We start from the raw sequence: 25,555 nt of genomic DNA on the forward strand, positions 1-25,555 counted from the left end.
TTAACCAGAGGCTTTTTTGTTCTTAAAATGCAATCTTCCTGTTTTCGCGAATTTTCCTCATTAAATTGTATAACTATTAAACAATATAAAAGTGAAAATCAGGTCTGGCCTTCTGCTTATAGGCATTTTAGTATCATGCAATTTATTTTCTCAGGATTCCACTGTCTGGAAAAGAAACGTAATTGATAGTATTATCTCTGTAATCATGCCTGGCATAGATGTTACATTAAAATCATAAATTATTTCTTATCTTCATTGGCAGCCAGGTCCCTGATCTGTTGTGCATTTAGCGGCAGTTCTAATTTCAACAACGTCTTGCTGTGGTGTTTCATGAAATCAGGATCTTTTTCCGCCAGGTCAGCCAACGCCAGCAGCGTATTCCTGCTTCCCTCAGTTCGTACTTTTTTATAATCAATAATTTTATCAGAAAACAATACCGGACTGATGGCCAGGAGCAGTGTTTCCTGGTATTTACGATCATGTGAATGCATTTCCATTATTAATGTTCTAATGTGCTTTGCCAGTGCAGCAGGGTCAGTGTTTTGGAGGAAATTTATCAGGAATTCCGGTGAACCATACTCGCCTATCAAAGCCTGCATACTATCAAGATCAGCTATTGCTGCATCCTGCCTGGCCAATGTGTTTATTATTTCGGCCACCCAGCTATCGGCTGCATTGTCTTCGGAAATTCTTATCAGGAATATAGCCTGTATTACACGTAAAAGGATATTTTTTTCTTTATGGAATGCAGGTAAAAATTGAGTATTTATTTTTTCATAATCTTCGGCCAACCAATATAACCACCCCAAACAATATAGCGCATACCCTCTTCTCACATCCGGAAGTGCAGTGTTTTGCCATTCCCGTTGTAAAAATGCTTCCGTTTCCGGCAGGTCTTTGCCAACATGTATCAGTATATGCTGCGCCCGACGGGCAGTTACCGGGTTGGTATCGCCAGCCCATTGAAATAGCTGCGGAATTAAAAACTCCATGGCAGCGATCATTTCGCTATATCCTCGGTTGCGAAGCCCCGGTTGTATCATTACCTTATATAATAAACCGAATAAACGTTGCTCTACAACCGTTGCCTGTTTATATAAGGGCAACATGCGTGCTATAATGGTGGCAGTAGCATAGGTGGCCTCATACAACTCGCCATGGTACGCCATTTTCCACCAAATGCGCTCTTCACATGCCCTGCCAATCTCCTCATCTTCCGACAACAACCCATTGATGGCTGACGGCAGATCTTCCCCACTCCCCCAGGCCGATGTAATTTTTTTCCAATCTACCTTGTCCAGCTCCGCCTGCAGATGTTGTGGCACTGGCAGTTCTTTTATCTTTTTGTCTAGAACATTCAGTTCGTATTCTTTCCTGAAATTTTGGACAATGGCATGCAGGTAAGTCGTGATGATTGTGTGTTCCGGTCCAGTTGTCCATTCGGGTACAAAATAATTCCATCTATTTTTCCTGTTGATGAAAGCTTCATCCCCTTGTAGCATTGTAAGTAATACCAGTCCGGCTTCATCATACAGTTGAAAAATGCCGGTATCGTTGCCATTGGTAGTATAATCTATCAGGGTAGCGCCGCCGGGATAAAAATACCTCACACTAACCGGCGGTTTTGTTTTGTCGGGGTCCTGAATGCCTTCATACACTAAAATAGCATTATAATATTTTCTCTCATGACATTCACTCACTTCTTCACTTCGTATTGAAAAGAGCTCCCGGCCTGCTTCATCAAAAAAAGTATCTGTACGATCTTTATTATTATTACGATACACCCTGCTTATTTTTACTACCGGCGAGTGAATATGCTCATAATAACAGTTTACAAACAGGTCTTCACCCACATACCATTTCGAAACCGTGATCTTTCCATTAATATATTCGTGTCGCTCAATCTGCTTTCCTGTGCTTCTGTCATAGGTACGTTTTTCAAGTAGGTTCCCGTTCAGGTCCCACTCAATATAATCACCCAAAAGTTGTTTCTTTTGGGTATCGAATTCCTTCACGACCCAATGGGCTTCAACCCGGCTCGAATTATTCCAATCCATATAACAGGCCCCCTCAGGAACAGATGCCGGCCGTTTGGGCAATGGAGTGCCTTTTGCACTAACCGGTCTGTTTTGCCTGTCGTAATACCGTTGGGCATTATAGATCCCTTCTTCTATGTAATCATATTCTGCGATCCATACAATGGAGTTTCTGGCAGCATCGCCTTCCGGAAATACTTCGCTGGTTGGCTGGTCACATTTTATGAAGCGAAGCGTACCCAGCCATTTTTGACCACCATACCAATTGCCTTCTTCCGCCAGGGTACCATCTGGATGAAATCGATTGGTAATAAATGGGGGGGCGCCATCGCCATAATCAACTCTGCCGCATAAGTGCCCGTCTACATGCCATTCTTCCCAGATACCAATTTCTTTTCCTGCAGCATTTCTTTTACCCAATTCCCATTGGTTGTACGTATTATTCCAGGTAGCACCTTCGGGAATGTTTGTATGCTTTTCCATTATATTCAATTCTGTCATTTTTTTTGTTCTTCTTTTTCTTATCCTCAGTCCGCATATACATAAAACGGGTGATCGTTAGGGCAAGCCCTTCGGCTACCAAATGACAGCCAACAATGGCAGCTCCATTCTGAAGACCGGCAACTGAAGTAAAATAGAGGGAACTGTTTACCATGGGTTACCAAATTATTATTATCAAGCTTCAAAAATGCACATTTAATGCGAAAGGAGTAAGCATCAACCTACTACAAACGATCTACACATATTAATATTTTACACAACAGTACATTATAAAGGCTCGTTCCTGGAAGTTTGATTGTAGTCAGCTGAAAAATGGGCTGTAGATCATTTGTAGTATCTACATTTTATGCATTCGTTGAGGCCCCATGTACATTTGCAACCTGACAATTGCCTATTTATTTTTTAATACAAACACAAAAAATCAAACTATGGGATTACAAGAAAAAAGAGCAGTGAAAGCATTCCAGGACAGCAGTTACCAAACATTAACAGGCGAGATCAATACGCTTGCCGGTTACCCCATTGAATTTGAGGTAAACTGGGATACCCTGGCTCTTGACGAATATGCACATATGTATGAAGAATGCTTTTCCAAGGTCTATTTTACACCGTTAATCAATGCAATAAAAGAAATTGCAGCCGACGATATGGGCCTAGAAGCCCTGAAGGAAGTCCTGAAAAAAGTAGTTATCAAAAATGAAGGCGGCTTTTATTATGCTTCCAGCGCATATTCATTCAATGGCGGCGTTTTAACCATAGATCATCAGCCATTCAATAATGTGGATAACATCACTGAACGCTCAACAGAATTGAGTGCACTTTTAATGAAAAATTTGTAATACTCAAATGAGTAAATTAAATACAGTCTTAAAAACAGTTCCTGCTATCGATAAGCAGGAACTGCTATTTTATATTGCAGCAAACTTTCCTGATAGTGGGGAAAAGTTACCAAAAGGGAACAGTATGAAAACTCCGGGAAGTTAGCTGTCAAAAGAGGATTTCAGTCTTTTTCAGAGGCTATCATTAATGCCCATGCAGTGGGGTGAATGATTCCATAGAAATACAATTTACATTTGACAACATCACTGCACCTGAAATCTCCGCCGAAGCGTTAACCGAGGCACTGATGTCTGTATTATTAAAAGAATAATCCTATTGCAACCTTGAAACAGTTAGTTACGCCAAACAAGCTCTTTGTTTCCTATGTGGGAATCCTGTTTATGGTACATAAAAGGGTTCATAGTCGTTTACTTTATAACACTTCCAAAATCCGGTTCATATTTAACCCATGCCTCATTATTCAATTCATAAAAGGCATTACCATAAACAGCAAATAGGTTTCCGTCAATCACTGTAAGGTTTGATGCGGGCATGTTTCTATAAAGCGGAAGGATTTCGTTATTGTCAAAACTGAATATTCCACCGTTGCCTGCCGCAATAAGCAATTTCTTTTCAAAATGGATCATACTATAGAAGTTGTGTTCATCAGGGGCGTCCTTTTTTTCCCAGGATGATTTTCGTTTGATCAAAAACGTCCCACTCCATCCACAACAGTAAAACTCATCTGCTGAAACAGGCAGCATATTCACCAGCATTTTAGAGGTGGGCGATTCAAGCCGGGTCCATTTGTCACCATCATAATGAAAAACAGCCCCTCTTTTCCCAAAGGCATACAGGTTATCCAGAGAAAGTCCACCAATGGTAATGAGGTCACAATTATCGGGCAAGCCTTTGTTGAGCAATTTCCATTGATGATCGTCATAGCTGAAAATGCCGGCCCCTGATCCACAGCATACAATAGATCCATCCGGGAGACCTGTGATGTAATTGAATGAATATTTTCCCAGTGAAAGCACTTCCCATGAACCGGATGCATTGGTATGAATTTCGCCATCGACAGAAGCCAGATATATTTTTCCGGATGGACTGTACCACATGGATTGGATCCAGTTATAGATATAATACACAACTTCAATGGCTCTGGGAGTGATTTTTACAACAGCAGAACGATAGGTTTCCCAATCGTCAGGCTCCTCATTGATGTGCATCAAAAGATACAACTCTGTACGGCTTGTCCCTGAGATATTAAAGATCTCAAAATTCAGAGGCTGCTTGTCAGGTTCTAATTGTGTTTTTTGTATGGTCATGTATTTACTCTTTGCGATCAATATAATCACACGCCTCGCTGGGGGCCCTATGTAGAATCCCAATGAAATAACAGATCTTCAAAATTGAGTTCTTCGAGGCCTTTTCTTTTAATAAAGAATTGCGCACTTCCGCCATCACCCCAACTCAGGTGTGCATAGTTTTGAAACTGTACTAATGTGCATAGTTTTGAAACTGTACTAATAAAAGACTATCCTTCCACTCAGGGCGAGATGCCCTGGGGTCCCGGCCATTCTGGGAATAATGATAGCCGCCTATTTTATTACGCCCATATCCCGGGTCTTTATCCTGACTACGAAAACGATGGTCGGTGATACTAAGGTAATCTTTCCATATGCGATCAGCTATAACATCATTTGGCAATACCTGGTTGAAACGAAAATCAGAAGGTGTTATATATTCTGTTTCTTTTTGAAAGGAAATGGAATGCTCCTGTATCCTGTATGCGTCCAGGGGATTATCAAAGTCTGAGAAAAGGAGATCCTCTTTCCGGATCACTTTGGGATGATAAATAACCCGTAGATTTTTCTCCAGGTTATGCCAGTTCTTATCATCTACAAAGAGCTGCAATATTCCTTTTCGTGGGAAAGATGGCAAGGGAGGCATCTCTTCAAAATTGAGCTGTATCAGCAACATCAGCTCCCTCCCTGTTTTCGGGTGCTTTGGCCAGGGAGTATAATTTACCGTATCAGGATAAGGAACATACATTGGATCCGCCGGATAATCATTGGGAAAATAAGGTACTCCTCCTATCTTACTTTGATACAATGCCGTCTTTTCTTCCTTGAACGACATCAGTACAGCTGGGATAGCTGTTGATTCAATGAGTTTCTGATATTGTTGAAGTGATTTTGGGAACATAATTATTCTTCCAGTTTATTCGTCACCATTTTTATCACTTTTAGCTTATCAATCACTAACAGTAAAATAAACAGGGTTGCAACAAGCCCTAACAGGCTGAATATTAAAATGGCGTAATATTTTATCGTCCATTCCAACGCAACTTTAAGCCGGCGCATAAAGCTTATCTTCTTGTCCGGGGCGCCTTCATACAGCGAAAAACGAACGGTGCAGAATTCATTCTCGGTATCAAAATTACCCAGCTCAACCCCCAACTCCTGCAGTTGCGTTTCTATTTCGAGGATCTTGTCATGCAATGCAACATAGTCGCTGATGGCCCCACCTCTTGATTTCAACTCATTTAAAGATGCCAGCGTTTTTTCAAGAGAAGCCTTCTTTGCATTTAATTGCCGGAACTCATTTGTTTTGTCAATTTTTGTGATCTCCATAGATCTCACCTGACCAATACCCTGGATCTTCAAATAGAAGCTGTCGAACTTTTCCGGATTAATCCCAATCAGCCAATGCATTTGCCTGCTGCCTTTATTGCCTGTATTTTGTTCATACTGGATAACGCCGGCAAAAAACGCCGTTATCTTTTTTATATCATTTACATCCTTTTCAAACTGCGACGTCTTTGATTTAACCGTGGCCGTTTTCTCATACTTCTGGGCGGATGCGATACTTGCCTGTTGAACGACATCCGATTTCATCATCATTTTATTATTATCAGATGCGTAGTTCTTTCTTAAATTCTCTACACTGCTGAAAAAATTATTGGTATAGTCGTTGCCAGATGACATGTCTGTAATAACATAGCCATATATTAACCGGAATATCAGCATCAGGAAGAATAATGCTATATACCACTTACCGGATTTCCAAAGCCGTTGTCTGAATGTTTGTTTCATGTTTGATTGTTTCAGGTATTTAATATTTTTCAATTGTATTATTTCTTCCTTATTTTATAATTCCTTTCGCCTTAAGCCATCGCTTCATCTGGTATTACCAAGTGCATCGGTAGCTTGTACATCAATTTTTGATGCATCTTTTACGGCGCCCACTATTTGTTTTACTAATCTTAAGACCATATATTGTCAATAGTCCCGGGTTTTCTTCCATCAATAAAAGGTGATTGCCCCGATTTAACTATCTCAATAAATTTCTTTTCATCTACATTTCCCTCGCCGTTAAAGGCTGCTGGAATGATTACTTCTGCTAAATCTTCTCTTGTATAATCATATTTGATGGTATCTCTATTATCCCGGTAAGCCAGGCTAATGAAGACAGCCCCTTCGGGAACGAAAGGTTCGGGAGCGAAAGGTGAACTATAGTTGTCATTCAAAACATATGGCACGTAAGCATTTCCATCTACATTAACAGAACCATGGTTATAATACCCCCCACGGAAGACATACTTAATATATGCATTGCCGGTAATATGAATATAGTCATGTCTGTTCTCCAACACATCGCAATGTGCGTTACCTAATACGATCAATGGTAAATGATGATCGCCAATGCAGATATCGCCTTCAACCATAATGTTACCATTGATCAAAATTAAAATGAAGTCCAGTGAGGCATCTTCGTTCAATTTTTCCAGTTGGGCTATTACCCAACCAGCATCCAGATTGCCTTTAATATTGGTATCTCCATCAAAGAAAATGACCCTGGTAATTTGGAGAAGACCAATTGGGTAGTACATATAGTACAGTGACAGATAGTTCGTATAGTAACGTTCCAGATCAAAGCATTGATCGATTTCTTCTTTGGTAAGGAGCCGCGGATTTACAGTACTCATTGCTCAACATTTACTTAGTAAGTCCTCTCATCCTTATTTCTAATTCACTCATTAAATCATCAAACGGGCCGCCATTACCGGTTTCTTCAACGCCGCTCATCTGTTGGTCAGTGGCAACATATAAACGCCTAAATGCTTTTATTTTTTCGATGTCCATTATTATTTAGGTTATCATGATATCGTTTAAAGGGAATTGTCAAACCGCGCAAAACACCTGCTTCCATTTTACGCCGTCCTCTGTGAGTAGTATATGCCGGACGCCTGTGCTGATCATGATATCATCATGTGCGTACAGATGTCCCGTTGTATAGCCGGTCAGCTCTTTTACCGTTTCAAGCTTCCCATTATTGATAACATACAACGAAGTAAGCGTGCTTACATAGATCTTCTCCCTGAAGTATGCCAACGAATAAAAATTATCGGAGGTGACCTTGTTTTCAATGGGAGAAAAGCCCTTCGCATTTCCTTTTAATATAGTACCGGAAGCACCGCATACATATATATCACCCGATGGTAAACACAGCACTGCGTTAAGGGGTTTTGTTGTATTTGATTCAATTTGCTTCCACACCTTCCCGTTATACAGCCAGATAGCGCCCTGGTACCCAACGGCAACTATTTCATTTTCTTTCAGTCCGTCTACGGCATTAAATCCTCTATCCGCTTTCTTATCGTCTTTTGCCACAGGCGATATATTACTCCATTTAGCTTTCTTCCTGAGATATACCTGCGGACCCATACCAACCGCCACTACAACGTCACCAATTATTTTAATATCTCTCAGGATGCCCGTTTTTTCAGGCGTCTTATTTTTTGCATCCAGATGCGATTCTTCAAATCCGCCCGGAAAGCCGGTTATTAGTTCACCATTACTGCCTAATACGATCACTTCAAAATCGCCATCATCTTTTTCTTTTCCTGTAAGCGAAACAATATTCCAGTCGGGTGTTTTTACGGACCACTTGTCGGTTTTTAACTGCAATAATCTGAACAGGTCTTCTTCTTCCCCACTAAACCAGATGCGGTTGCGCGAACCAATTGCAGCTTGTGCAAATTGCATGTGTTTGGATGAGTCTTTGATCTTTGCCATAGTTTATTGTAAGGATTTATGTGTAATAGTATCACTATCTCCTGTTAACATGTCAATCGTATTTATCAGGGGTATCTGGATATTGCAGAATACCTGTCCATTTCACATCTATTTCCGGATAAACGGAATAATTATTTATTAAGTATTAATGTAACAATACATTGATGCTCACATTTGAAACAGGTATCATATTAAAACCATATCACCGGCCCTGTATTCCCTCAAAAATAGACCCAGCCAACAAAGAATGTAAGTACCGGACTACTACAAATAATCTACATGACCGGGAAAATACGCACTACCAATACACTACAAGTGTACATTTGCAGTAGATCCATTTACTATATGAAGCAGAAGACCGGTTTAGTATGCCTTATTCTTTTAATGTGTATAGCCTTTGTAGATACCCGGGCCCAGTTCATTGTCGATTCATTGAGCACCAGGCTAACACAAAAGAACCTTCCACCTGAAGAACGTGTTACCACCATGGCCTTATTGGCAAGGGCCAAATCGATTACTGATATAAAAAGTGCCATGCGAATCGCTGAAAAGGCTTTATCGTTAAGCCGGCAGCTACCCGATGCCCGGTATCAGGCGCTTGTTTATACCCACCTGGTGTTCTTACATTTTATAAATGAGGAAATGCCACTGGCGCACAAAGCATCGGACAGTGCTTTGTGGTACGCAGATAAGACTTCAGACAGGCGCATTAAAGGTTTTGCCTGGTTTAGAAAAGGATGGCTCCAGGATATTCAGGCATTCGACCACGAAGCAATGGCAACCTACTTGCAGGCATTGAAATACCTGGAAGGAACAGACGCCTATATTTATCAATCATTTGTTTATTATAATATGGCCGGCACTTATGCCGCATGGGATGATTTAGTGAATGAGAAAAAATATGCACTACTGGCTTTACAAACAGCCAGGCAAAGCGGCGATGCTGATGAGTTGGCTTCTGCTTATCAGGCAATGGCAACCTGGTATCATTATTCGTACAAGAAACAACCAGAAAAAAGAGCGTTACTGGATTCCGCGCTTTTTTATAATAAAACGGGCATACAACTCTTCGCCGAACATGGGGACCATATAATAATTCAAAGTACCCTGGGGGTAATTGCCTTAAACACGGCTGACCTGTATGAGGAATATTTTCCTGCTAAATACAAGGATACCGCATGGCACTATTTGCAAATTGCCCTGAATGCATCGCTGAGGACCCGGCAGCTTTCTGTTCTTTCAGCCTGTTATGCCATGATGAGCGATTATGAAATAGCGAAGGGTAATTATAAGAAAGCAGAAGAGTTGTTATTGACCGGGATTTCGGTGTTTCAGTCTTACGCCGTTGACAACCCCCGGAGTATGGCTCAATTTATGGAGGGGCTTTCAAAGCTGTATGAAAAAATGGGCAACCCCACGGCTGCCCTAAAATATTATAAGCAATTTTATTCTCAGCACCAGCTATTATACGATGCAGATAAGCTGGCAATTACCAATCGCCTGGAAGCCCAGTATCAATCGGAAAAGAAAGAGGCGGCATTGAAAACGCTTCGTCACACCGCCGCATTGAACAGGAAACTCAACTACCTGTATATATCCCTGGCTATAGCGTCTATCATTGCGTTATTGTTCATTGTGCGCTTTTTTCAATTGCGCCTAAAAGCAACTTTGCATCAACAAAAACTGTTGGAGAATGAAAACGCAGCTGCATCGCTGCATGCCCGTCTGAAAGAAGAAGAAGCTATGCGCCTGCAGGCAGAGCAACAGCTATTAAAGGAACGGCAGGAGCGGTTGCAAAAAGAATTGCTGGCCGGTAGTTTACAGGTAGAACAAAAGAACGAGCTGCTGCAGACCCTGCAAAAGAAGATTGAGGAAAATAAAAACGGGGGCGCTGTATTGAAGCAGATCAACCATATCATTGATCAGGATAAGCGAATAGATGATACGCAAGCCTCCTATAAAGCCGACTTTGACAATATTCATCCGGAGTTTTTTGAGAAGCTGAAAGAAAAGTCTTCCAATACCTTGTCTAGGTTAGATCTCAAACACTGCTCCTATATTTCCCTTGGGTTAACCAATAAAGAAATTGCCCAACGGTTAGGCGTTGCGCCCAAAAGTATTTTGATGGCGCGTTACCGCATCAAATTAAAACTGGGGTTAGGTAAAGAAGATGACCTGGATGAATATATTGGCCGAGTGAAATAGCATCCATTCTACATTTGCGACGTTTTATTATATGAAAAGAATCAGTCGAATAAGTCTTTTTATCATTTTATTCTGTATACCTTTTGAAAAAATCCGGGCGCAGTTCATTACCGATTCTCTAAGCAACAGACTTTTGCGACAGGACCTTCCGCCCGGAGAGCGCATTACCACCATGGCGCTACTGGCAAAATCTAAAGCAATTACTGATACCAAAAATGCCATCCGCATCGCAGAAAACGCCCTGCTATTGTGTGAACAATTGCAGCAGGACCCTTCCAGGTATAAATCGTTTGTTTATTCCACCCTGGTGTACTTGCGGTATGTGAATAACAATATGGATCTGGCGCAAAAGGCAGCAGACGGTGCTATATGGTACGCGTATAGAACAACGGACAGACGTATTAAAGGTATTGCGTGGTTTAGAAAAGGCTGGATACAGGATATCACGGGAGAGCCGCATGAAGCGCAAGCAACCTACCTGCAGGCATTGAAGTTCCTTGAAGGAACAAAAGCCTATAGCTATGAGTCTTTTGTTTATTATTATTTGGCCGGCAATTATGGTTCAAGGAACGATCTGCCAAATCAGAAAAAGTATGCGCAGTTATGTTTGCAAACGGCCAGGCAAAGCGGCGATGCAGATAACCTGGTGCTTGCTTATGACGGCATGGCATTGTTCTATCTTAATGTTTATATCCACGCTCCCTTATAAGGGAAATCTCCATTATGCCCCTCAGTTGTCAGCAAACTTTCTGCTATGAACGCTTTTCCTTATGAAATTGTTTACACTACCCCACGCTTTGTATCGGGTTACCTGGTGCAGTTGAAAGCAGATGAACAATCGCTGGATGGCCCTTCGGATACTGCCAGTGATTTTACCGACCTGCACGCCTGGGCTGAAGTATATGTGCCTGGCGCCGGTTGGAATGGCCTTGACCCAACTTCGGGCCTGTTTCAGGCGCCTCTTACTTTTGAGTCGCCTTCTTTGTTTATATATAAACCCAATGTTACGTTTGTGACAACGTGAAATTAATTTCCTCTTCGCGTAAACGATAATTGATTTTAGTTTATAAATTGCACCCCTCCTTCCGACAACAAATGTCTGCATACGCAGCACGTTTGTAAACAATCAAGTTTTATAAAGTAACCCCCGCAAGCAGTACAGCATTCTCCCTGTCTGTTAACGGATATTTCTTGCGACCTGTTACGGGTTCGCCTGATTCACTGTTAAAAAATGAGTGCATGAACTACGTCTGTCCGCACGTTGCGGATCAGACCGGGATTGTATTGACTAATAAAACCAAACCATTAAACATACAAGTATGGAAACTATCATTGAATCCAGACAACGCATTAACAGTCCCGGCGTATTACCGCCACCTTTGAGTCCATTGATCGTTGACGTTACACCGAAGGAGCGTGCCTCCATTTCAAACGTGGCCAATATCTTATTAAAAGCCTTTGGCCATTATGAACATCCTGATTTCATCTCCGCTTTGCACCTGAATGCTTTTCAGTTATTACCGGAACGTATTGCGGGGATACTGAGCCGTTTTGGTACCGACTTCTCGCGCCACCAATACGGCGCGTTGGTGTTCAGAGGCCTTACAGAAGTAGATCAGGAGGCGCTTGGCCCTACCCCGCCCTCGTGGAAAGAAACCGATTACAGCAAGCTTGTTAAATATGGATTTATTTGCTCGCTGCTGCATGGCGCCATTCCATCAAAACCAGTACAATATTATGCGCAGCGAAAAGGCGGTGGTTTACTGCATGCCGTTATTCCCGATGAAAAAATGAGTCATACGCAAACCGGCTCCGGCTCGCGCACCGATCTTTTTGTGCATACCGAAGATGCGTTCTTATTTAACCAGGCCGATTTTCTCAGCTTCCTGTTCCTGCGGAATGAAGAACAGGTGCCATCTACGTTATATTCGATCCGGTCGCATGGCGATACCAACGCCATCATGGCGGAGCTGTTCAAACCCATTTATAAGTGTCCGAAGGATGCGAATTATGCCGACGATGAAAATGCCGGCGAGGAAGTGACCACTTCTATCTTATACGGTAACCGCGAACGGCCCTTTATCCGCTTCGATGCCGCGGAACAGATCTACAACGAAAAGGCCGGACAAACGCCGGAAGCCATGCACAACCTGGTGCGTTTTTGGGACGAAGCCAAACAACTTATCTACAATGATTTCGTGCCCGATTCGGGCGATCTCATTTTTGTAAACAACCATTTGTGCGCGCATGGCCGGAATTCATTTGTGGCCGGTTATCGTAATGAAAACGGTCAGCTGGTAAAATGTGAACGCCGGTTGATGTTACGCATGATGAGCAAGACCAGCCTCATCAATATTCAGTCGGTGACCCAGTTAAACGACCCGTATTTCATTATGGAAGAACACTACGGCAAATTGTTTCATTCACAACAATAATCAGCACCAATGGAAAAACAAACCCTGATCTCCATATACGCCACGGAGTTGCCCGAAAATGAAATGGACGACAACTCCCTGAACGATCTCTTTTACGAAGGAACCGAAACCGAATACCGCCTGGCCCTTAGGGCTGCGGCAGAACAGGTGTCGGGCTTTTTAAAGAACAACAAACAACCATTCAGTGGGATAAAACCAGCCACCCTGCTGGCCGAGTTTGACAAGATCAGTCTTGATAAACCGCTGTCCAATTATAAAAGCGTTTTTGAAGAAGTAAATGCGCTATACATCAAACACGCCACCGCCTTTCATTTACCGCAATACATAGCACATTTGAATTGTCCGGTGGTAATACCAGCCCTGGCCGCGGAAGTAATTATCAGCGCTATTAATTCTTCGCAGGACACGTATGACCAAAGCGCCGGTGGTACTTTCATCGAGCGCCGACTCATCGACTGGACGGGCGAACAACTCGGTTACAACAACCAGTGTGATGGCGTATTCACCGGTGGTGGCTCGCAAAGCAACCTGATGGGCCTTTTGCTGGCCCGCGATTATTATGCGCTTACTTATTTAGGTCATAATATCAAACTGGATGGTCATCCGGTTAACGCGAACCGGTTCAGGATTTTTGTGTCGGAAAAGGCGCATTTCAGCAACCAGAAAAATGCTTCGCTGATGGGACTTGGTGAACAGGCTATTGTAAAAGTGGCCACCGATGAGCGTTTCCGCATGGATGCCAGGAAACTGGAGCAGGCTATTCTCAATGAACTGGAACAGGGCAATATTCCCATTGCTATTGTGGCCACGGCCGGCACTACCGATTTCGGGAACATCGATCCATTACAGGAGATTGCGCGTATTGCCAAACAATTCAACCTGTGGATGCATGTAGATGCTGCCTATGGTTGTGGTTTATTGCTGTCGGAAAAATACCGTCACCTGTTGAACGGTATTGAACAGGCCGATTCAGTGACCATCGATTACCACAAATCGTTTTTTCAACCCATCAGCAGCAGCGCCTTCCTGGTGAAGAACAAACTGCACCTCAACATTATTAAACACCACGCCGATTACCTGAATCCCAAAGAACAGGATTATGATGCCTTACCGGCGCAGATCAATAAATCGATCACCCAGAGTACCCGCCGTTTCGATGCGCTGAAATTATGGTTCACCCTCCGGCTCATGGGTAAACAAAAACTGGGACGGTATACAGACAGGATCATCGACACAACAGAACAGGCGGCCTGTCTTATTGAGGGATCGGGTCAGTTTGAATTACTCAGCCATTCCGACCTGGGTGTACTGGTGTTCCGCTATCTGCCGCAACACGCAGGCGAGGTAGATCCCTGTGCCATGAATTTACACATCAAACAAACCATGTTCTTTAATGGCGAGGTACTGGTGGCCAGCACGAAAGTGAACGGACAGTTCTACCTGAAGTTTACCATCCTGAACCCGCTTACGACTATTCAACACATTCAACACATTTTAACCATCATACAAAAGCATGGAAAAGATTACGAGCAACGCCATCAACACACACCGGCATACAGCTGAACAGATCAATTACACGGCGCTCCTCAACAGTTTTTGCCGTGAGTTCAGCAACTGGAGTCGCTATGAAGGCATACCCAAACACGACGAAGCGTTGGCTGAGTGGTTCCGGCATACCGGCCAAACATGGCACATCCGCATTGACTTCACGGCTATTGGCTATGAAGTGTATGCGCCTTTACAATATTTTTCCGAAACCGGGATCCATAGTTTTTATTTCCCCGTGGCCGAAAAAGAACTGGCCACCGATCACCTGCAGGAAATAAATCCGTTCCGTTTCCTGGAACTGGTTACGCAATACGCAAAAACAATGTATCCGGATGTTGATGCAGAACGTACTGCTTACCTGATGCAAAACAGCATCGATAACCTCGGTATCTTTCTCGACAGGCAGGCAACCAATCAGCCGGCAATTACCCGGGCAAAACAAAGTTTTATCGAAGCAGAGCAATCCCTGCTGCTGGGGCATAATCTGCATCCGCTTACCAAAACAAGAGAAGGTTTTACCACCGACGACCTGTTGCGTTATTCTCCGGAAACACAGGCCCGTTTTCCGCTCCATTACTTTTTAATTCATCCGGATTGTGTAACAGAGAAAACCACAGAAACAACATTGCCATGCGACTGGCTAAAACAGGAGTTGCTGGCCAGCGGACTGCCCATTGCAGCCAAAACAATGCTTCGGGAATACTATGACTATAAAGTAGTACCCACGCATCCCTGGGAAGCGGTGTATTTGCTGCAACAACCAGCCGTGCAGGAGATGCTGGCAAAAGGAATGGTGTACAGCATTGGCGAAGCAGGCGCTTTATATGCACCCACCTCTTCTGTCCGCACGGTTTACAACGAACAAAGCGACTGGATGTATAAACTATCGCTGCATGTGAAGATGACCAATTCCTACCGCGTCAACTATCCGCATGAGTTATACCGCGGGCATGATGCTGCGCGACTGATGAAAACCAATTGGGGCAAAGCCTTGCAGCAACAATATCCCCAGGTGGAATTTATTACCGACCCTGGTTACATTATGGTAAGCTGGAATGGCGAAGTGATCAATGGATTTACCACCAGTGTGCGCCGGAATGTCTTTAAAGGAAGTGCGGCCCAAAAGAATATATCGTTGATCGCTGCTCTCAGTCAGGACAGCATTGCTAATGAGCTTCCACGTCTTGTAAATATCATTCATGAAGCAGCCGGCAGGCAAAATAAACCTGTCAGGGAAACCGCCATCGACTGGTTCAGCCAGTACCTCCGCGTTTGTGTGCAGCCATTGATTGGTATATTTAATGACTTTGGCCTGGGGAGTGAATACCATCAACAAAATATTTTGCTGGAGTTGAATGACAACCTGTTCCCGGCTAAGATCATTTTCCGCGATAACCAGGGCTTCTTTTTCCGGGAGGGAAAAGTAAATGACCTGCTGCAGGCCATTCCCGATTTTGGCAGCAACAGCCGCTCGTTTATTCCCGAAGAACGCATGTACCGCTATTGGGACCATTACCTCATCAGCAACAACCTGTTTGGGTTGATAAACGCCTTTGGTAAACACCAATTAGCGGATGAGCGCACCTTATTAGGTTTGACATATGACTTATTATTGCCTCTGCGTGACAGCGATACCACCGGTTTGGTGAATCACTTTTTAACAGCGCACAAGCTAAACACCAAGGGCAACCTGCTTACCAGTTTGAACAATATGGATGAAGCCAGTGCGCCGCGTACCAACCCGGCCGTGTACCGTACGTATTACAATCCTCTGCATAAATATTTCTTTAGCGATACGCTTATTAACCCGGCTTCAAAGGAGAGTTGCTACAACCGGTATTTTCCGAAAGAAGGGGTGACCATTAGTTTCCGGCCTATTGATCTTGAACGGGACCTGGACATGTTGCATGAATGGTTCCATCGCGAGCATGCCATAAAGATCTGGCAAATGAACTGGCCCATCCGTCAACTGGAAACCTATTACCGCACCTTGCTGGCTGGTGATCTTTTGTACGCCTATATTGGTGAAGCCAATGGTGAACCAACCTGTTATTTTGAAGTGTACTGGGCCTGCCGTGACCTGGTGGGTGAATATTACGAAGCATTGCCTACCGACTATGGCACGCATCAATACATTGCCCCGGTTGATCCCAAAAAGAAATACGTGTCGCCATTTACCCAGTGTATGGTTGACTATGTATTTGCCCAACCGCAGGTAGGCAAAATGGTAGGCGAAGGTTCCGTTGATTCACTGGCTTCCCTTATGAACAAAATGCATGTTGGGTTCAGGATTGACAAAGTGATAGAAATGCCGCACAAAAAAGCCAACCTGAATTTTTGTTACAGAGAATGGTTCTGGGCCAGGTTTCCGGAATACGGGCTAATACAGGCCAAAGGCTGAAAGCTAAAAGCCTAAAGCCCAATCCGGTGTTCGATCTGTCTGACTTTATTCAGAAAGATTGAACTGAGAGCAGCAGCTTTCTGCTTTCAGCTTTAGGCTTTTACCCGCAGCTTTATAATAGTCAACCACACTTAAAAAAATGCAAATGAAAACAACATATTCATTAATAGGAGTAGGTATTGGTCCGTTTAACTTAGGGCTGGCTGCTTTAATAGAACCAGTGGCCGGAGTAAGCGCCTTATTCTTCGATCAGTCGGAATCGTTTGACTGGCACCCGGGCTTAATGCTGCCGAATGCCACGTTGCAGGTTCCTTTTATGGCCGACCTGGTTACGCTGGCAGATCCCACCAGCAAATACAGTTTTCTGAATTTTGCCAAACAAACCGGCAGGCTCTATCCTTTTTATATCAGGGAGAACTTCAACATCCTGCGAAAAGAATACAATTTGTATTGTCAATGGGTGGCCAAACAACTCAGCAATTGTCGCTTTGGATACGAGGTAACTGATATTCGTTTTGTAAATGAGTTGTATGAAGTAACCGTACGCCATTCAAAAAGCAATAAACCGGAAACCTTTTATGCCCAACGGCTGGCATTGGGAACGGGCACCCAGCCTTATATTCCGGCATTCATTGAACAACTGCCCGGGGTGATTCACACATCGCAATACCTGCTCTACAAAGACCAACTGCAAAACAGTGGCTCGGTGGCAGTGATCGGGTCGGGACAAAGTGCCGCTGAAATTTTCCAGGACCTGTTGCCAGCCACCCAACAGGGGTTGCAGCTGAGCTGGTTTACCCGTTCGCCCCGGTTCTATCCAATGGAGTATTCAAAATTGACGCTGGAGTTGACCTCACCCGAGTATGTAGACTACTTTTATAATTTACCGGAAGAAAGAAGAAGGAAATTACTTACCAAACAAAACAGCCTGTACAAGGGCATCAACTACGATCTTATCAACAACATCTTTGATCAGTTGTATGAAATGAGTGTTGACAATGCGCCGCTGCGGGTTAACATCAGATCGAACATGCGGCTTGACCAGATCCTGCCGGCCAATGAAGCCAATACCTGCGATCTATTGTTTACAGAAACCGAACAACAGGAACCGTATCGATGCCAGGCCAATTACGTAGTGCTGGCCACTGGTTATAAGTACAGGGAACCGGCATTTCTGCAGGGTATAGCCGAACGCATCAACCGGCAACCAGATGGTTTATTGCAGGTGCAGCGCGATTACACCATCGATGTAAATAACGGGGAGATCTTCGTTCTGAACGTTGAGCTGCATACACACGGTTTTGTAACACCCGATCTGGGCATGGGCGCCTATCGCAATGCGCATATCATAAATAAGGTGTGTGGCGGGGAAGTGTATAAGGTTGAAAAACGCATCGCCTTTCAGAATTTCGGAACGGAAGAACCGCGCTTCGACTACGCTCAGGGTTCCTACTATTTAAAAACACAATTATGATCAACAAACCATTAGCGGGCACAGGCCCGCTTTCAATAGCCATCTGGCAAAAAGTGAACAACCGGTTGCTGGCCAAGAGCCTTGCCGAACTGATGCACGAAGAAGTGGCCCAACCCGTTGTTGTTTCGGAAGATAAAGACGGCCGTACGCATTTCCGGTTAGCAACCGACCATGCGCACATTGAATATACTTTCACCGGTTACAAACGCCTGCTCGATTACTGGCAAATTGAAGCCACTGGTATCCAGCGGAGTGAGAACGGTGTACCCTCCATAGCCACGGATGCCTGTCTGTTTTTTGTAGAACTGCAAAATACTTTTGGCATCCGTCCATTTACGCTGGCGCACTATATTGAAGAGCTGCTGCATACTTTGTATGCAGACGCTTATCTGGATAAACGCGGCCGCTATACAGCGGCCCAATTGGCAGCGGCGGATTACCAGACAGCAGAACACCAAATGGACGGTCATCCCTGGGTGATCGTAAACAAGAGCAGGCTGGGTTTCAATTACAACGAGTATTCGCAATATGCGCCGGAAGCCGATCAGCCTGTTCAACTCAGCTGGATCGCCGTGCATAAAAGCCGCGCCGGTTTCTGTTGCCTGAACCACATTGATGAACAATCGTTCTTTGAACAGGAACTGGGTAAGGCAACGGTTGATTCATTTAAAAAGATCATTACCGATCTGAATTGCGATGTGGCTGAATATACCTTCATCCCGGTTCATCCCTGGCAATGGAACAACAAACTGCTGGTGCAATATGCTATGGAAATCGCCAACAAACTGTTGATTCCCTTAGGCACGGGTGAAGATGTATATTCTCCACAACAAAGCATCCGTACATTTTATAATACCAGTTGGCCGGAGAAGCATTACGTAAAAACCGCCATTTCGGTCTTAAGTACGGGCAATATCAGAGGACTCTCGCCTAAACAAATGGCCATTGCACCCCGCGTTACCACTTGGGTTATGGAGATGCTGCAGCAGGATGCCTACTTACAAAGCCTGGGTTTGATTTTATTGGGTGAAGTTGCCACGGTGAGTTATCATCATCCGTATTATCAGGCCATCGCTGATCCGCCTTACCAGTATAAAGAATTCCTGGGTGTATTGTGGCGGGAAAGCGCCGCTAAATATTTGCAACCCGGCGAACGCCTCATTACCATGGCCTCGCTGTTGTATGTTGATGATGCCGGGCATTCTATGATTGGTGAACTGGTGAAACGGAGCGGCCTTACAACAGACGAGTGGCTGCTGGCTTATTTACAGGCTTACCTGAAACCTTTGTTGCAGATCTATTACCGGCATTCGCTTTGTGTAACGCCTCATGGCGAAAACATTATCCTTGTATTAAAGAACGATGTGCCGGTGCGCATCATCATCAAGGATTTTGTGGATGACATTGTATTGACCGAAGAAGCCAAAGAAAAACTGCCTAAAGACCTTGCTGAGGGCATGATCGCTTCTTCCAACAAAGACAATATACCGCTGTTTATTTTGCTGGGCGTTTTTGACGCTTTTTTCCGGTACTTAAGTAATGTGCTGCATACGTATGATGGGTATACCGAAACCGAGTTCTGGCAACAGGTGTGTGAGGTGATCCTCGAGTACCAGGAAGCGCATCCCGCCCTGGCGCACAAATTCACGAAATACAATTTGTTTGTACCGGAATTCAAACGGTTTTATATCAACAGTGTGCGGCTGCTGGGCAATGCGTATGAGGAAAAGACCAGCTTTGCCATTCCGCGAAAAGGCGGCGTATTGCAAAATCCATTGGCAGCCATTAAACAACCCGTTCTTCCCTTATAATTATGAAACAAACCATTGAGCTGTTGAAACTGGCGTTGACGGGTAAGGAAAAACAATTTACCTCGGGCAGTATTAACCGGGCCATTGTATTACTGGCGGTGCCCATGGTGCTGGAACTGGTGATGGAATCGTTGTTTGTTTGCGCCAACCTGTTTTTTATCAGCAGACTGGGCGCCAACGCCATTTCCATTGCGGGTACTACAGAGTCGGTGATCACTTTTTCCTATTCGGTCTCTATTGGGTTGAGCGTGTCGGCCTCGTCGCTTATTTCCCGGCGTATTGGGGAACAAAAACCCAAAACCGCAGGCCTCACGGCCATGCAGGTGATCTATATCGGGCTGGGAATCTCATTGGTCATAAGCATAGTAACATGTGTATGCTACCAGCAAATATTAAGCTGTATGGGTTTATCTGCCGCACTTATCAATGAAGGCAAACTGTTTGCTGAAATCATGTTTGGCAGTACGTTGTTCATCATTATCCGGATCACTAACAATGGCATCTTCCGGGGATCGGGTGATGCCGCCCTGGCCATGCGCACCCTCTGGCTCTCGAACGGACTCAATATTTTATTATGTCCCGTTTTTATCTTCGGCTGGGGACGCTTCCCCGCCATGGGTTTAACCGGCGCTGCTATTGCAACTGCATTGGCACGAATTGCCGGTGTAGGGTATCAATCGTGGTACCTGTTACGTGGCAAAACCATCGTCACCATTGGTAAAGCGCAGTTGTTACTGGTTCCTGCCATCATGAAGAAGATCATAAAGCACGCCACCGGCGGCACCTTGCAATACATGATCCCGGCTTCCAGCTGGTTGTTTATGATAAAGATCGTATCGCATTTCGGGTCCAATGCCCTGGCTGGTTACATCATTGCACAACGGGTGGCCTCTGTTGCCACCATGCCTGCCTGGGGCATTGGCAATGCCGCCGGTGTACTCACCGGGCAGAACCTGGGCGCCAAACAGCCGGAACGCGCGGTGCAAACCGTATGGAAAGCCGGTTCCATCAACATGTGCTTTTTGATAGCAGTTGCTATAGCCTGGTTCTTTGCCGCCCGGCCTGTAGTCAGTTTGTATTCCGATGTACCTGAGGTGGTCGGCTACAGCATCCTGTATATCCGGTTCATTTCCATGGCTTATATTTTGCTTGGGTATACGATGGTGATTGCCCGTTCCTTAAATGCAGCCGGCGATATCAGGCAGGTATCGCTGTTATACATTCTCATGTTTTATTGCACCCAATTACCCCTGGCCTGGCTGCTGGGCATTGTGCTCAACTGTGGACCAAAGGGAATTTTCATTGCCATTCTTGTTTCGGAACTGGTACTGGCGATTGCCTGTATTGTGGTATTCCGGAAGGGGAAGTGGCAGCGGATAAAGGTGTGAAGCAACAGCTGTAAGCCGTAAGCTTTAAGCTGTAAGCCGTCGCGGCAACCCTGTATTTGCTTACAGCTTACGGCTTAAAGCTTGCAGCCTTATTCATAAAATATCATTAACATCAAACTAAACAAAATGCATCCACAACAAAACCTACAGGAAGTAATAAGCAAAGCTTTCGGCATTCCTGCAAACGACATTACCGACGAACTGGAATACCAAAGCATTCCCGAGTGGGATTCCGTATCGCACCTGGTGCTGGTAACAGAACTGGAAGCAGCTTATGGCATTACCATCGAGCTCGAAGACGTGTTAACCATGGGCAGCGTAGCTAAAATAAAAGAGCTGCTTAAGAAATACAATGTAGAAGAGAAAGCTATTTCATAAATAGTTTAGCTTACGCGAAGCACTCACTAAAACTGTATTGCATTATCACATTATCGAATTATCACATTATCACATCAGCCTTCCCATGACCTTATACGAACACATCCTAAACAACAAAGACCTGTTTTTCATAGATGCGCAAACCGGCCACGCGGTGCCTGTGCGCAGCTTTCACCAATCCCTGCCTGTAGATAACCGGCAGGGACTGGTTTTTATTTACAACGATAACAGCATCGCGTCGGCAGAAGTGTTGTTGAATTTTTTGAACAGTCCCTTCACCGTAGTATTGTTAAGCGTGCAACTGCATCCTTCGTTCAAACAAAACCTGGAAGCTTTGTATACCCCCTGCTATATTTACGATCCGGGGCGGGTGGCGGCCTTTGGATACAACGCCGTTGTTGCCTCACTCACCATTCAATTATTAAAAAGAAAAACGCCGGCGGAGTATGACATTCATTCCAACATAAAACTGCTGCTGAGCACCTCCGGCAGTACGGGTTCGCCCAAATTTGTAAAACTCTCCAATGAGAACCTGGTACAAAATGCCTTTTCCATTCTTGATTACATGCCCATTAAAAAAACAGATGTAGTGCCGCTGAATGTACCTATCGTATTTGTTTATGGATTATCTATTTTCACTACCAATTGTATGGCGGCAGGTTCCATTCTTTGCACCAATAAAGACCTGCTGCAACCCGGTTTCTGGACCGACTTTACCAAATACCAATGCAGCACCATTGGCGGCGTGCCCTATGTATATGAAATGCTGCAACGGATCGGGTTCTTTAAAAAAGATCATCCTTCACTCAGGTATATGACGCAAACCGGCGGCATCCTTAACCAGGCATTGCGCCAGGAGATCGTTCGCTATGTTACCACCTACAACAAACAGTTCATTGCGCAATACGGTCAAACCGAAGCGGCAGGCCGCATGGCCTGGTTACCGCAGGAGCAACTGCTTACGAAAGCTGCGTCTATTGGCCGCCCCATAAAAAACGGGAGTTTCGAGATAGACGCGGACACCAGCGAGCTGATCTATTATGGACCCAATGTGTTTGGCGGCTATGTGAACAGTCCGGCCGATTTAAGCAGCTGGCACAAAACAGATAAACTGTATACCGGCGATGTGGCCCGCCAGGACGAGGAAGGTTATTATTATATAACAGGAAGAATCAAACGCATCATCAAACTATTCGGCAGCCGCCTCAACCTCGATGAAATAGAACTGATCCTGAAAAATGCGATGGGCGGTCAAACCGTAGTGTGTACGGGCATAAACGATAAATACCTGTTGGTAACGCATGTAAACGACCAGCTGGAAACCGAGACCATCAAACAGCTTTTAAAAGAAAAACTGAATATCCATCCCACAGCGGTGCAGGTTAAATACCTGCCCTCTATGCCGCTTACATCGAATGGGAAAATTGATTACATGAGTATTAGTCTCCAAGCGTAGCAGAAGGCTTAACGCAGAACGCTTAAGGCTGAAGGCTGGAACTTTTAATTAAGCATGCCCATTTTATTCGTTTGTCCTAAAATTCAACACGGGCAGCTTTAAGCCTTCGGCCTTAAGCCTTTTGCGTTCTGTTATAAAATCAATAACTTCACCGCTATTATTAACACACCTTATCCTCTAAAGACTAACAACCGGGAGAGGATTGACAGACTTTTCAGCAAATACAGATTCCGCACTATTATCGGCCCTGGCGAACGATGACGAACAGGCATTTGCCGCCCTGTACCATAAATACCACCAGAAACTTTTCTATTTTGTTTTGAACTTCACCCAGTCGCAACAGGCTGCGGAAGATGCGTTGCAGGAAGTTTTTGTAAAGATCTGGGCCGATAGAAATCAACTCACCGGTATTTCCAACTTCAATGCCTGGATCTTTCGCGTTGCCAAAAACCATGTGCTTAACGGTCTTAAAAAAATGGCCCGGGAAACGCTGATCCTTACAGAAATTGCCCGGGACATGAATACAGGTACGGAAGACACTTATAACCTGCTAAGTTATAAGGTTGTATACGCCGTGCTGAAGACCGCGGTGGAAGAACTGCCCCCGCAACAAAAACTGGTGATGGAACTAAGCCGCGATGAAGGCCTGAAATATGAAGAGATCGGGGCCCGGTTGAATATTTCGCCGCTGACGGTAAAAAAACATGCAGCCCAGGCCCTGCAATACCTGCGCGAAAAAATTAAGCGGCACTATGCCCTGTCCACTCCCCTGCTCTACGTCTTTGTCTTATTGCAAAACTTTTTTTGATTTCCACTACTCCCATCGTTTCCCCCGGTTGTCTTACTGGTATTCTTGCCATTAACTAATCGTTACAATTCCATTAAACTTTTGTAAACTAACAACATATGTCAAAACAGGAATTAACAAACCTGCTTCAGCAATATTTGTTCCAAGACATCAGTCCTGAAAAAAAACAGGAGCTGGCCACCCTTATTGCCAATGCCACCGATGAAGAACAATTACGTGCTTCGCTGGAAGAGATCTGGAATAATTACCAGCCCCTGGAGGCCTTACCGGGCCGGGACAGTGAAGCTTATTACAACGGTATTCTGAAAACAATAAAACAACAGCCTGGCGATAATCCCGTTAAAACAATACCACCTGTTCACCGGGTACATTTCCTTAAACGGTCATGGGTGCGGATCGCCGCTGCAGCCGTTCTTATTATAACCGCAGGCGCTATCCTGTTGAACCGGCAACAGGCTGATAACCCAAAAACTGCCGGGAATTTACCTGGCACCACTACCGGCTCGATGGCCGTTAACAACCGGTACCTGACCTTACCAGATGGCAGTAAAGTATTGCTGCATGGCAACAGTAAACTGGAATATGCCGGCCCTTTTACCGGCAATACCCGGGAAGTGACGCTGACCGGTGAGGCCTATTTTGATGTGGCGCATGATGCCGGCAAGCCATTCATTATTCACAGCGGTAAATTAAAGACCACCGTATTGGGTACCGCCTTCAACATAAAAGCCTGGCCAACGGAGAAAGAAATAACCGTAACTGTTACCAGGGGGAAAGTAAAAGTTGAGAACGAAAGCGGCGTACTGGGCATCATTACCCCCGATCAGCAGATCAGTTTCAATACCGGGAATAATGAATCGAAACAAGAGACAGTAAATGCGGAATCGGCATTGTCGTGGAAGAACCAGGAATACACCATGGACAATGTAACCATCGATGAGGCCATTACTGAGTTACAGATCAGGTATGGCATTATAATGGAAATAGCCACCACTGAAAACACCGCTAACTGCCGGGTTACCGCCTCCTTTAAACAGGATGAATCCCTCGATTATGTGCTGAATGTAATTTGTAAACTCTACAAAGCTTCCTGGAAAAACGAAAATGGCAAAATAGTGATCTCGAACATCCATTGCACCGAATAGTTCATTATAAACCAAATAACAGCTTAATGAGAATACTCAACACTTCGTAGCTCCTGCATTTTCCCCGAA

General features: G+C 44.5%; 22 protein-coding genes. 14 read left to right on the forward strand and 8 right to left on the reverse strand.

The window, feature by feature from the left end:
- Window positions 1-239 precede the first annotated feature (239 nt).
- Window positions 240-2,519, reverse strand: coding sequence for a toxin-antitoxin system YwqK family antitoxin (locus NIAKO_RS13540; protein ID WP_014219002.1), 2,280 nt, complete (start codon window positions 2,517-2,519; stop codon window positions 240-242).
- A 446-nt stretch (window positions 2,520-2,965) separates the two neighbouring features.
- Here NIAKO_RS13540 and NIAKO_RS13545 point away from each other — a divergent pair, with 446 nt between their 5' ends.
- The gene (locus NIAKO_RS13545) at window positions 2,966-3,376 is read left to right on the forward strand and encodes a hypothetical protein (RefSeq protein WP_014219004.1); all 411 of its coding nucleotides are present in this window, start codon (window positions 2,966-2,968) and stop codon (window positions 3,374-3,376) included.
- 408 nt (window positions 3,377-3,784) lie between these two features.
- Here NIAKO_RS13545 and NIAKO_RS13550 read toward each other — a convergent pair whose 3' ends face one another.
- The 7 genes from NIAKO_RS13550 to NIAKO_RS13570 form a co-directional block, all read right to left on the reverse strand.
- Window positions 3,785-4,684 carry a beta propeller repeat protein gene (locus tag NIAKO_RS13550; protein ID WP_014219006.1) on the reverse strand — a complete coding sequence of 300 codons (900 nt, stop codon included), beginning with the start codon at window positions 4,682-4,684 and terminating at the stop codon, window positions 3,785-3,787.
- A gap of 47 nt (window positions 4,685-4,731) precedes the next feature.
- Window positions 4,732-4,887: a DUF1963 domain-containing protein gene (locus tag NIAKO_RS39725; protein WP_081195981.1), complete on the reverse strand. Its 156-nt coding sequence runs from the start codon at window positions 4,885-4,887 to the stop codon at window positions 4,732-4,734.
- Window positions 4,857-5,564: a YwqG family protein gene (locus tag NIAKO_RS36690; protein ID WP_049815517.1), complete on the reverse strand. Its 708-nt coding sequence runs from the start codon at window positions 5,562-5,564 to the stop codon at window positions 4,857-4,859. Before NIAKO_RS36690 ends, NIAKO_RS39725 begins: the two co-directional genes overlap by 31 nt.
- Before the next feature lie 2 nt (window positions 5,565-5,566).
- Complete coding sequence (locus NIAKO_RS13560; RefSeq protein WP_014219007.1) at window positions 5,567-6,454, reverse strand: DUF4349 domain-containing protein; 888 nt, start codon at window positions 6,452-6,454, stop codon at window positions 5,567-5,569.
- Window positions 6,455-6,624: 170 nt separating this feature from the next.
- Window positions 6,625-7,347 carry a hypothetical protein gene (locus NIAKO_RS13565; protein ID WP_014219008.1) on the reverse strand — a complete coding sequence of 241 codons (723 nt, stop codon included), beginning with the start codon at window positions 7,345-7,347 and terminating at the stop codon, window positions 6,625-6,627.
- Between the two features lie 10 nt (window positions 7,348-7,357).
- A complete protein-coding gene (locus NIAKO_RS38490) occupies window positions 7,358-7,504 on the reverse strand; it encodes a hypothetical protein (RefSeq protein WP_014219009.1) in 147 nt (48 codons plus the stop codon).
- A 39-nt stretch (window positions 7,505-7,543) separates the two neighbouring features.
- The gene (locus NIAKO_RS13570; protein WP_014219010.1) at window positions 7,544-8,437 is read right to left on the reverse strand and encodes a beta propeller repeat protein; all 894 of its coding nucleotides are present in this window, start codon (window positions 8,435-8,437) and stop codon (window positions 7,544-7,546) included.
- 279 nt (window positions 8,438-8,716) lie between these two features.
- Here NIAKO_RS13570 and NIAKO_RS13575 point away from each other — a divergent pair, with 279 nt between their 5' ends.
- From NIAKO_RS13575 to NIAKO_RS13635, 13 genes are all read left to right on the forward strand, one after another.
- Window positions 8,717-10,642, forward strand: coding sequence for a helix-turn-helix transcriptional regulator (locus tag NIAKO_RS13575; RefSeq protein ID WP_133055355.1), 1,926 nt, complete (start codon window positions 8,717-8,719; stop codon window positions 10,640-10,642).
- A 133-nt stretch (window positions 10,643-10,775) separates the two neighbouring features.
- Window positions 10,776-11,351 (forward strand): hypothetical protein, encoded by a 576-nt coding sequence (locus tag NIAKO_RS13580; RefSeq protein ID WP_172642126.1) that lies wholly within the window; start codon window positions 10,776-10,778, stop codon window positions 11,349-11,351.
- A 45-nt stretch (window positions 11,352-11,396) separates the two neighbouring features.
- Window positions 11,397-11,666: a transglutaminase-like domain-containing protein gene (locus NIAKO_RS39105; RefSeq protein ID WP_041346741.1), complete on the forward strand. Its 270-nt coding sequence runs from the start codon at window positions 11,397-11,399 to the stop codon at window positions 11,664-11,666.
- Window positions 11,667-11,961: 295 nt separating this feature from the next.
- Entirely contained in the window at window positions 11,962-13,077 is a 1,116-nt protein-coding gene (locus tag NIAKO_RS13590; protein ID WP_014219014.1) for a Fe(II)-2OG oxygenase family protein, read from the forward strand.
- Between the two features lie 9 nt (window positions 13,078-13,086).
- Complete coding sequence (locus NIAKO_RS13595; protein ID WP_014219015.1) at window positions 13,087-14,640, forward strand: pyridoxal phosphate-dependent decarboxylase family protein; 1,554 nt, start codon at window positions 13,087-13,089, stop codon at window positions 14,638-14,640.
- On the forward strand, window positions 14,591-17,026 hold the full coding sequence (locus NIAKO_RS13600) for a GNAT family N-acetyltransferase (RefSeq protein ID WP_014219016.1): 2,436 nt from the start codon (window positions 14,591-14,593) through the stop codon (window positions 17,024-17,026). Before NIAKO_RS13595 ends, NIAKO_RS13600 begins: the two co-directional genes overlap by 50 nt.
- A 145-nt stretch (window positions 17,027-17,171) precedes the next feature.
- On the forward strand, window positions 17,172-18,500 hold the full coding sequence (locus NIAKO_RS13605; protein ID WP_014219017.1) for a lysine N(6)-hydroxylase/L-ornithine N(5)-oxygenase family protein: 1,329 nt from the start codon (window positions 17,172-17,174) through the stop codon (window positions 18,498-18,500).
- Window positions 18,497-20,311: an IucA/IucC family protein gene (locus tag NIAKO_RS13610; RefSeq protein WP_014219018.1), complete on the forward strand. Its 1,815-nt coding sequence runs from the start codon at window positions 18,497-18,499 to the stop codon at window positions 20,309-20,311. The genes NIAKO_RS13605 and NIAKO_RS13610 overlap by 4 nt, the downstream gene beginning before the upstream one ends.
- A 2-nt stretch (window positions 20,312-20,313) precedes the next feature.
- Window positions 20,314-21,699, forward strand: coding sequence for an MATE family efflux transporter (locus NIAKO_RS13615; RefSeq protein ID WP_014219019.1), 1,386 nt, complete (start codon window positions 20,314-20,316; stop codon window positions 21,697-21,699).
- A 126-nt stretch (window positions 21,700-21,825) separates the two neighbouring features.
- Window positions 21,826-22,077: an acyl carrier protein gene (locus tag NIAKO_RS13620; RefSeq protein ID WP_014219020.1), complete on the forward strand. Its 252-nt coding sequence runs from the start codon at window positions 21,826-21,828 to the stop codon at window positions 22,075-22,077.
- 85 nt (window positions 22,078-22,162) lie between these two features.
- Window positions 22,163-23,533: an AMP-binding protein gene (locus NIAKO_RS13625; RefSeq protein ID WP_014219021.1), complete on the forward strand. Its 1,371-nt coding sequence runs from the start codon at window positions 22,163-22,165 to the stop codon at window positions 23,531-23,533.
- Window positions 23,534-23,735: 202 nt separating this feature from the next.
- Window positions 23,736-24,341 carry an RNA polymerase sigma factor gene (locus tag NIAKO_RS13630; RefSeq protein ID WP_014219022.1) on the forward strand — a complete coding sequence of 202 codons (606 nt, stop codon included), beginning with the start codon at window positions 23,736-23,738 and terminating at the stop codon, window positions 24,339-24,341.
- Between the two features lie 98 nt (window positions 24,342-24,439).
- On the forward strand, window positions 24,440-25,486 hold the full coding sequence (locus NIAKO_RS13635) for a FecR family protein (RefSeq protein ID WP_014219023.1): 1,047 nt from the start codon (window positions 24,440-24,442) through the stop codon (window positions 25,484-25,486).
- The last annotated feature ends 69 nt before the right edge of the window (window positions 25,487-25,555 follow it).

Source organism: Niastella koreensis GR20-10 (assembly GCF_000246855.1).
GTDB classification, from domain to species: Bacteria; Bacteroidota; Bacteroidia; order Chitinophagales; family Chitinophagaceae; genus Niastella; species Niastella koreensis.

Bases quoted from the DNA above. Each gene is read 5' to 3' on its own strand.
- NIAKO_RS13545 (WP_014219004.1), top strand. From the start codon at position 2,966: ATGGGATTACAAGAAAAAAGAGCAGTGAAAGCATTCCAGGACAGCAGT.
- NIAKO_RS13605 (WP_014219017.1), top strand. From the start codon at position 17,172: ATGAAAACAACATATTCATTAATAGGAGTAGGTATTGGTCCGTTTAAC.
- NIAKO_RS13565 (WP_014219008.1), bottom strand. From the start codon at position 7,347: ATGAGTACTGTAAATCCGCGGCTCCTTACCAAAGAAGAAATCGATCAA.
- NIAKO_RS13625 (WP_014219021.1), top strand. From the start codon at position 22,163: ATGACCTTATACGAACACATCCTAAACAACAAAGACCTGTTTTTCATA.
- NIAKO_RS13550 (WP_014219006.1), bottom strand. From the start codon at position 4,684: ATGACCATACAAAAAACACAATTAGAACCTGACAAGCAGCCTCTGAAT.
- NIAKO_RS38490 (WP_014219009.1), bottom strand. From the start codon at position 7,504: ATGGACATCGAAAAAATAAAAGCATTTAGGCGTTTATATGTTGCCACT.
- NIAKO_RS13595 (WP_014219015.1), top strand. From the start codon at position 13,087: ATGGAAAAACAAACCCTGATCTCCATATACGCCACGGAGTTGCCCGAA.
- NIAKO_RS13590 (WP_014219014.1), top strand. From the start codon at position 11,962: ATGGAAACTATCATTGAATCCAGACAACGCATTAACAGTCCCGGCGTA.
- NIAKO_RS13570 (WP_014219010.1), bottom strand. From the start codon at position 8,437: ATGGCAAAGATCAAAGACTCATCCAAACACATGCAATTTGCACAAGCT.
- NIAKO_RS13560 (WP_014219007.1), bottom strand. From the start codon at position 6,454: ATGAAACAAACATTCAGACAACGGCTTTGGAAATCCGGTAAGTGGTAT.
- NIAKO_RS13615 (WP_014219019.1), top strand. From the start codon at position 20,314: ATGAAACAAACCATTGAGCTGTTGAAACTGGCGTTGACGGGTAAGGAA.
- NIAKO_RS13600 (WP_014219016.1), top strand. From the start codon at position 14,591: ATGGAAAAGATTACGAGCAACGCCATCAACACACACCGGCATACAGCT.
- NIAKO_RS39105 (WP_041346741.1), top strand. From the start codon at position 11,397: ATGAACGCTTTTCCTTATGAAATTGTTTACACTACCCCACGCTTTGTA.
- NIAKO_RS36690 (WP_049815517.1), bottom strand. From the start codon at position 5,564: ATGTTCCCAAAATCACTTCAACAATATCAGAAACTCATTGAATCAACA.
- NIAKO_RS13610 (WP_014219018.1), top strand. From the start codon at position 18,497: ATGATCAACAAACCATTAGCGGGCACAGGCCCGCTTTCAATAGCCATC.
- NIAKO_RS13620 (WP_014219020.1), top strand. From the start codon at position 21,826: ATGCATCCACAACAAAACCTACAGGAAGTAATAAGCAAAGCTTTCGGC.
- NIAKO_RS13635 (WP_014219023.1), top strand. From the start codon at position 24,440: ATGTCAAAACAGGAATTAACAAACCTGCTTCAGCAATATTTGTTCCAA.
- NIAKO_RS13540 (WP_014219002.1), bottom strand. From the start codon at position 2,519: ATGGAAAAGCATACAAACATTCCCGAAGGTGCTACCTGGAATAATACG.
- NIAKO_RS13575 (WP_133055355.1), top strand. From the start codon at position 8,717: ATGACCGGGAAAATACGCACTACCAATACACTACAAGTGTACATTTGC.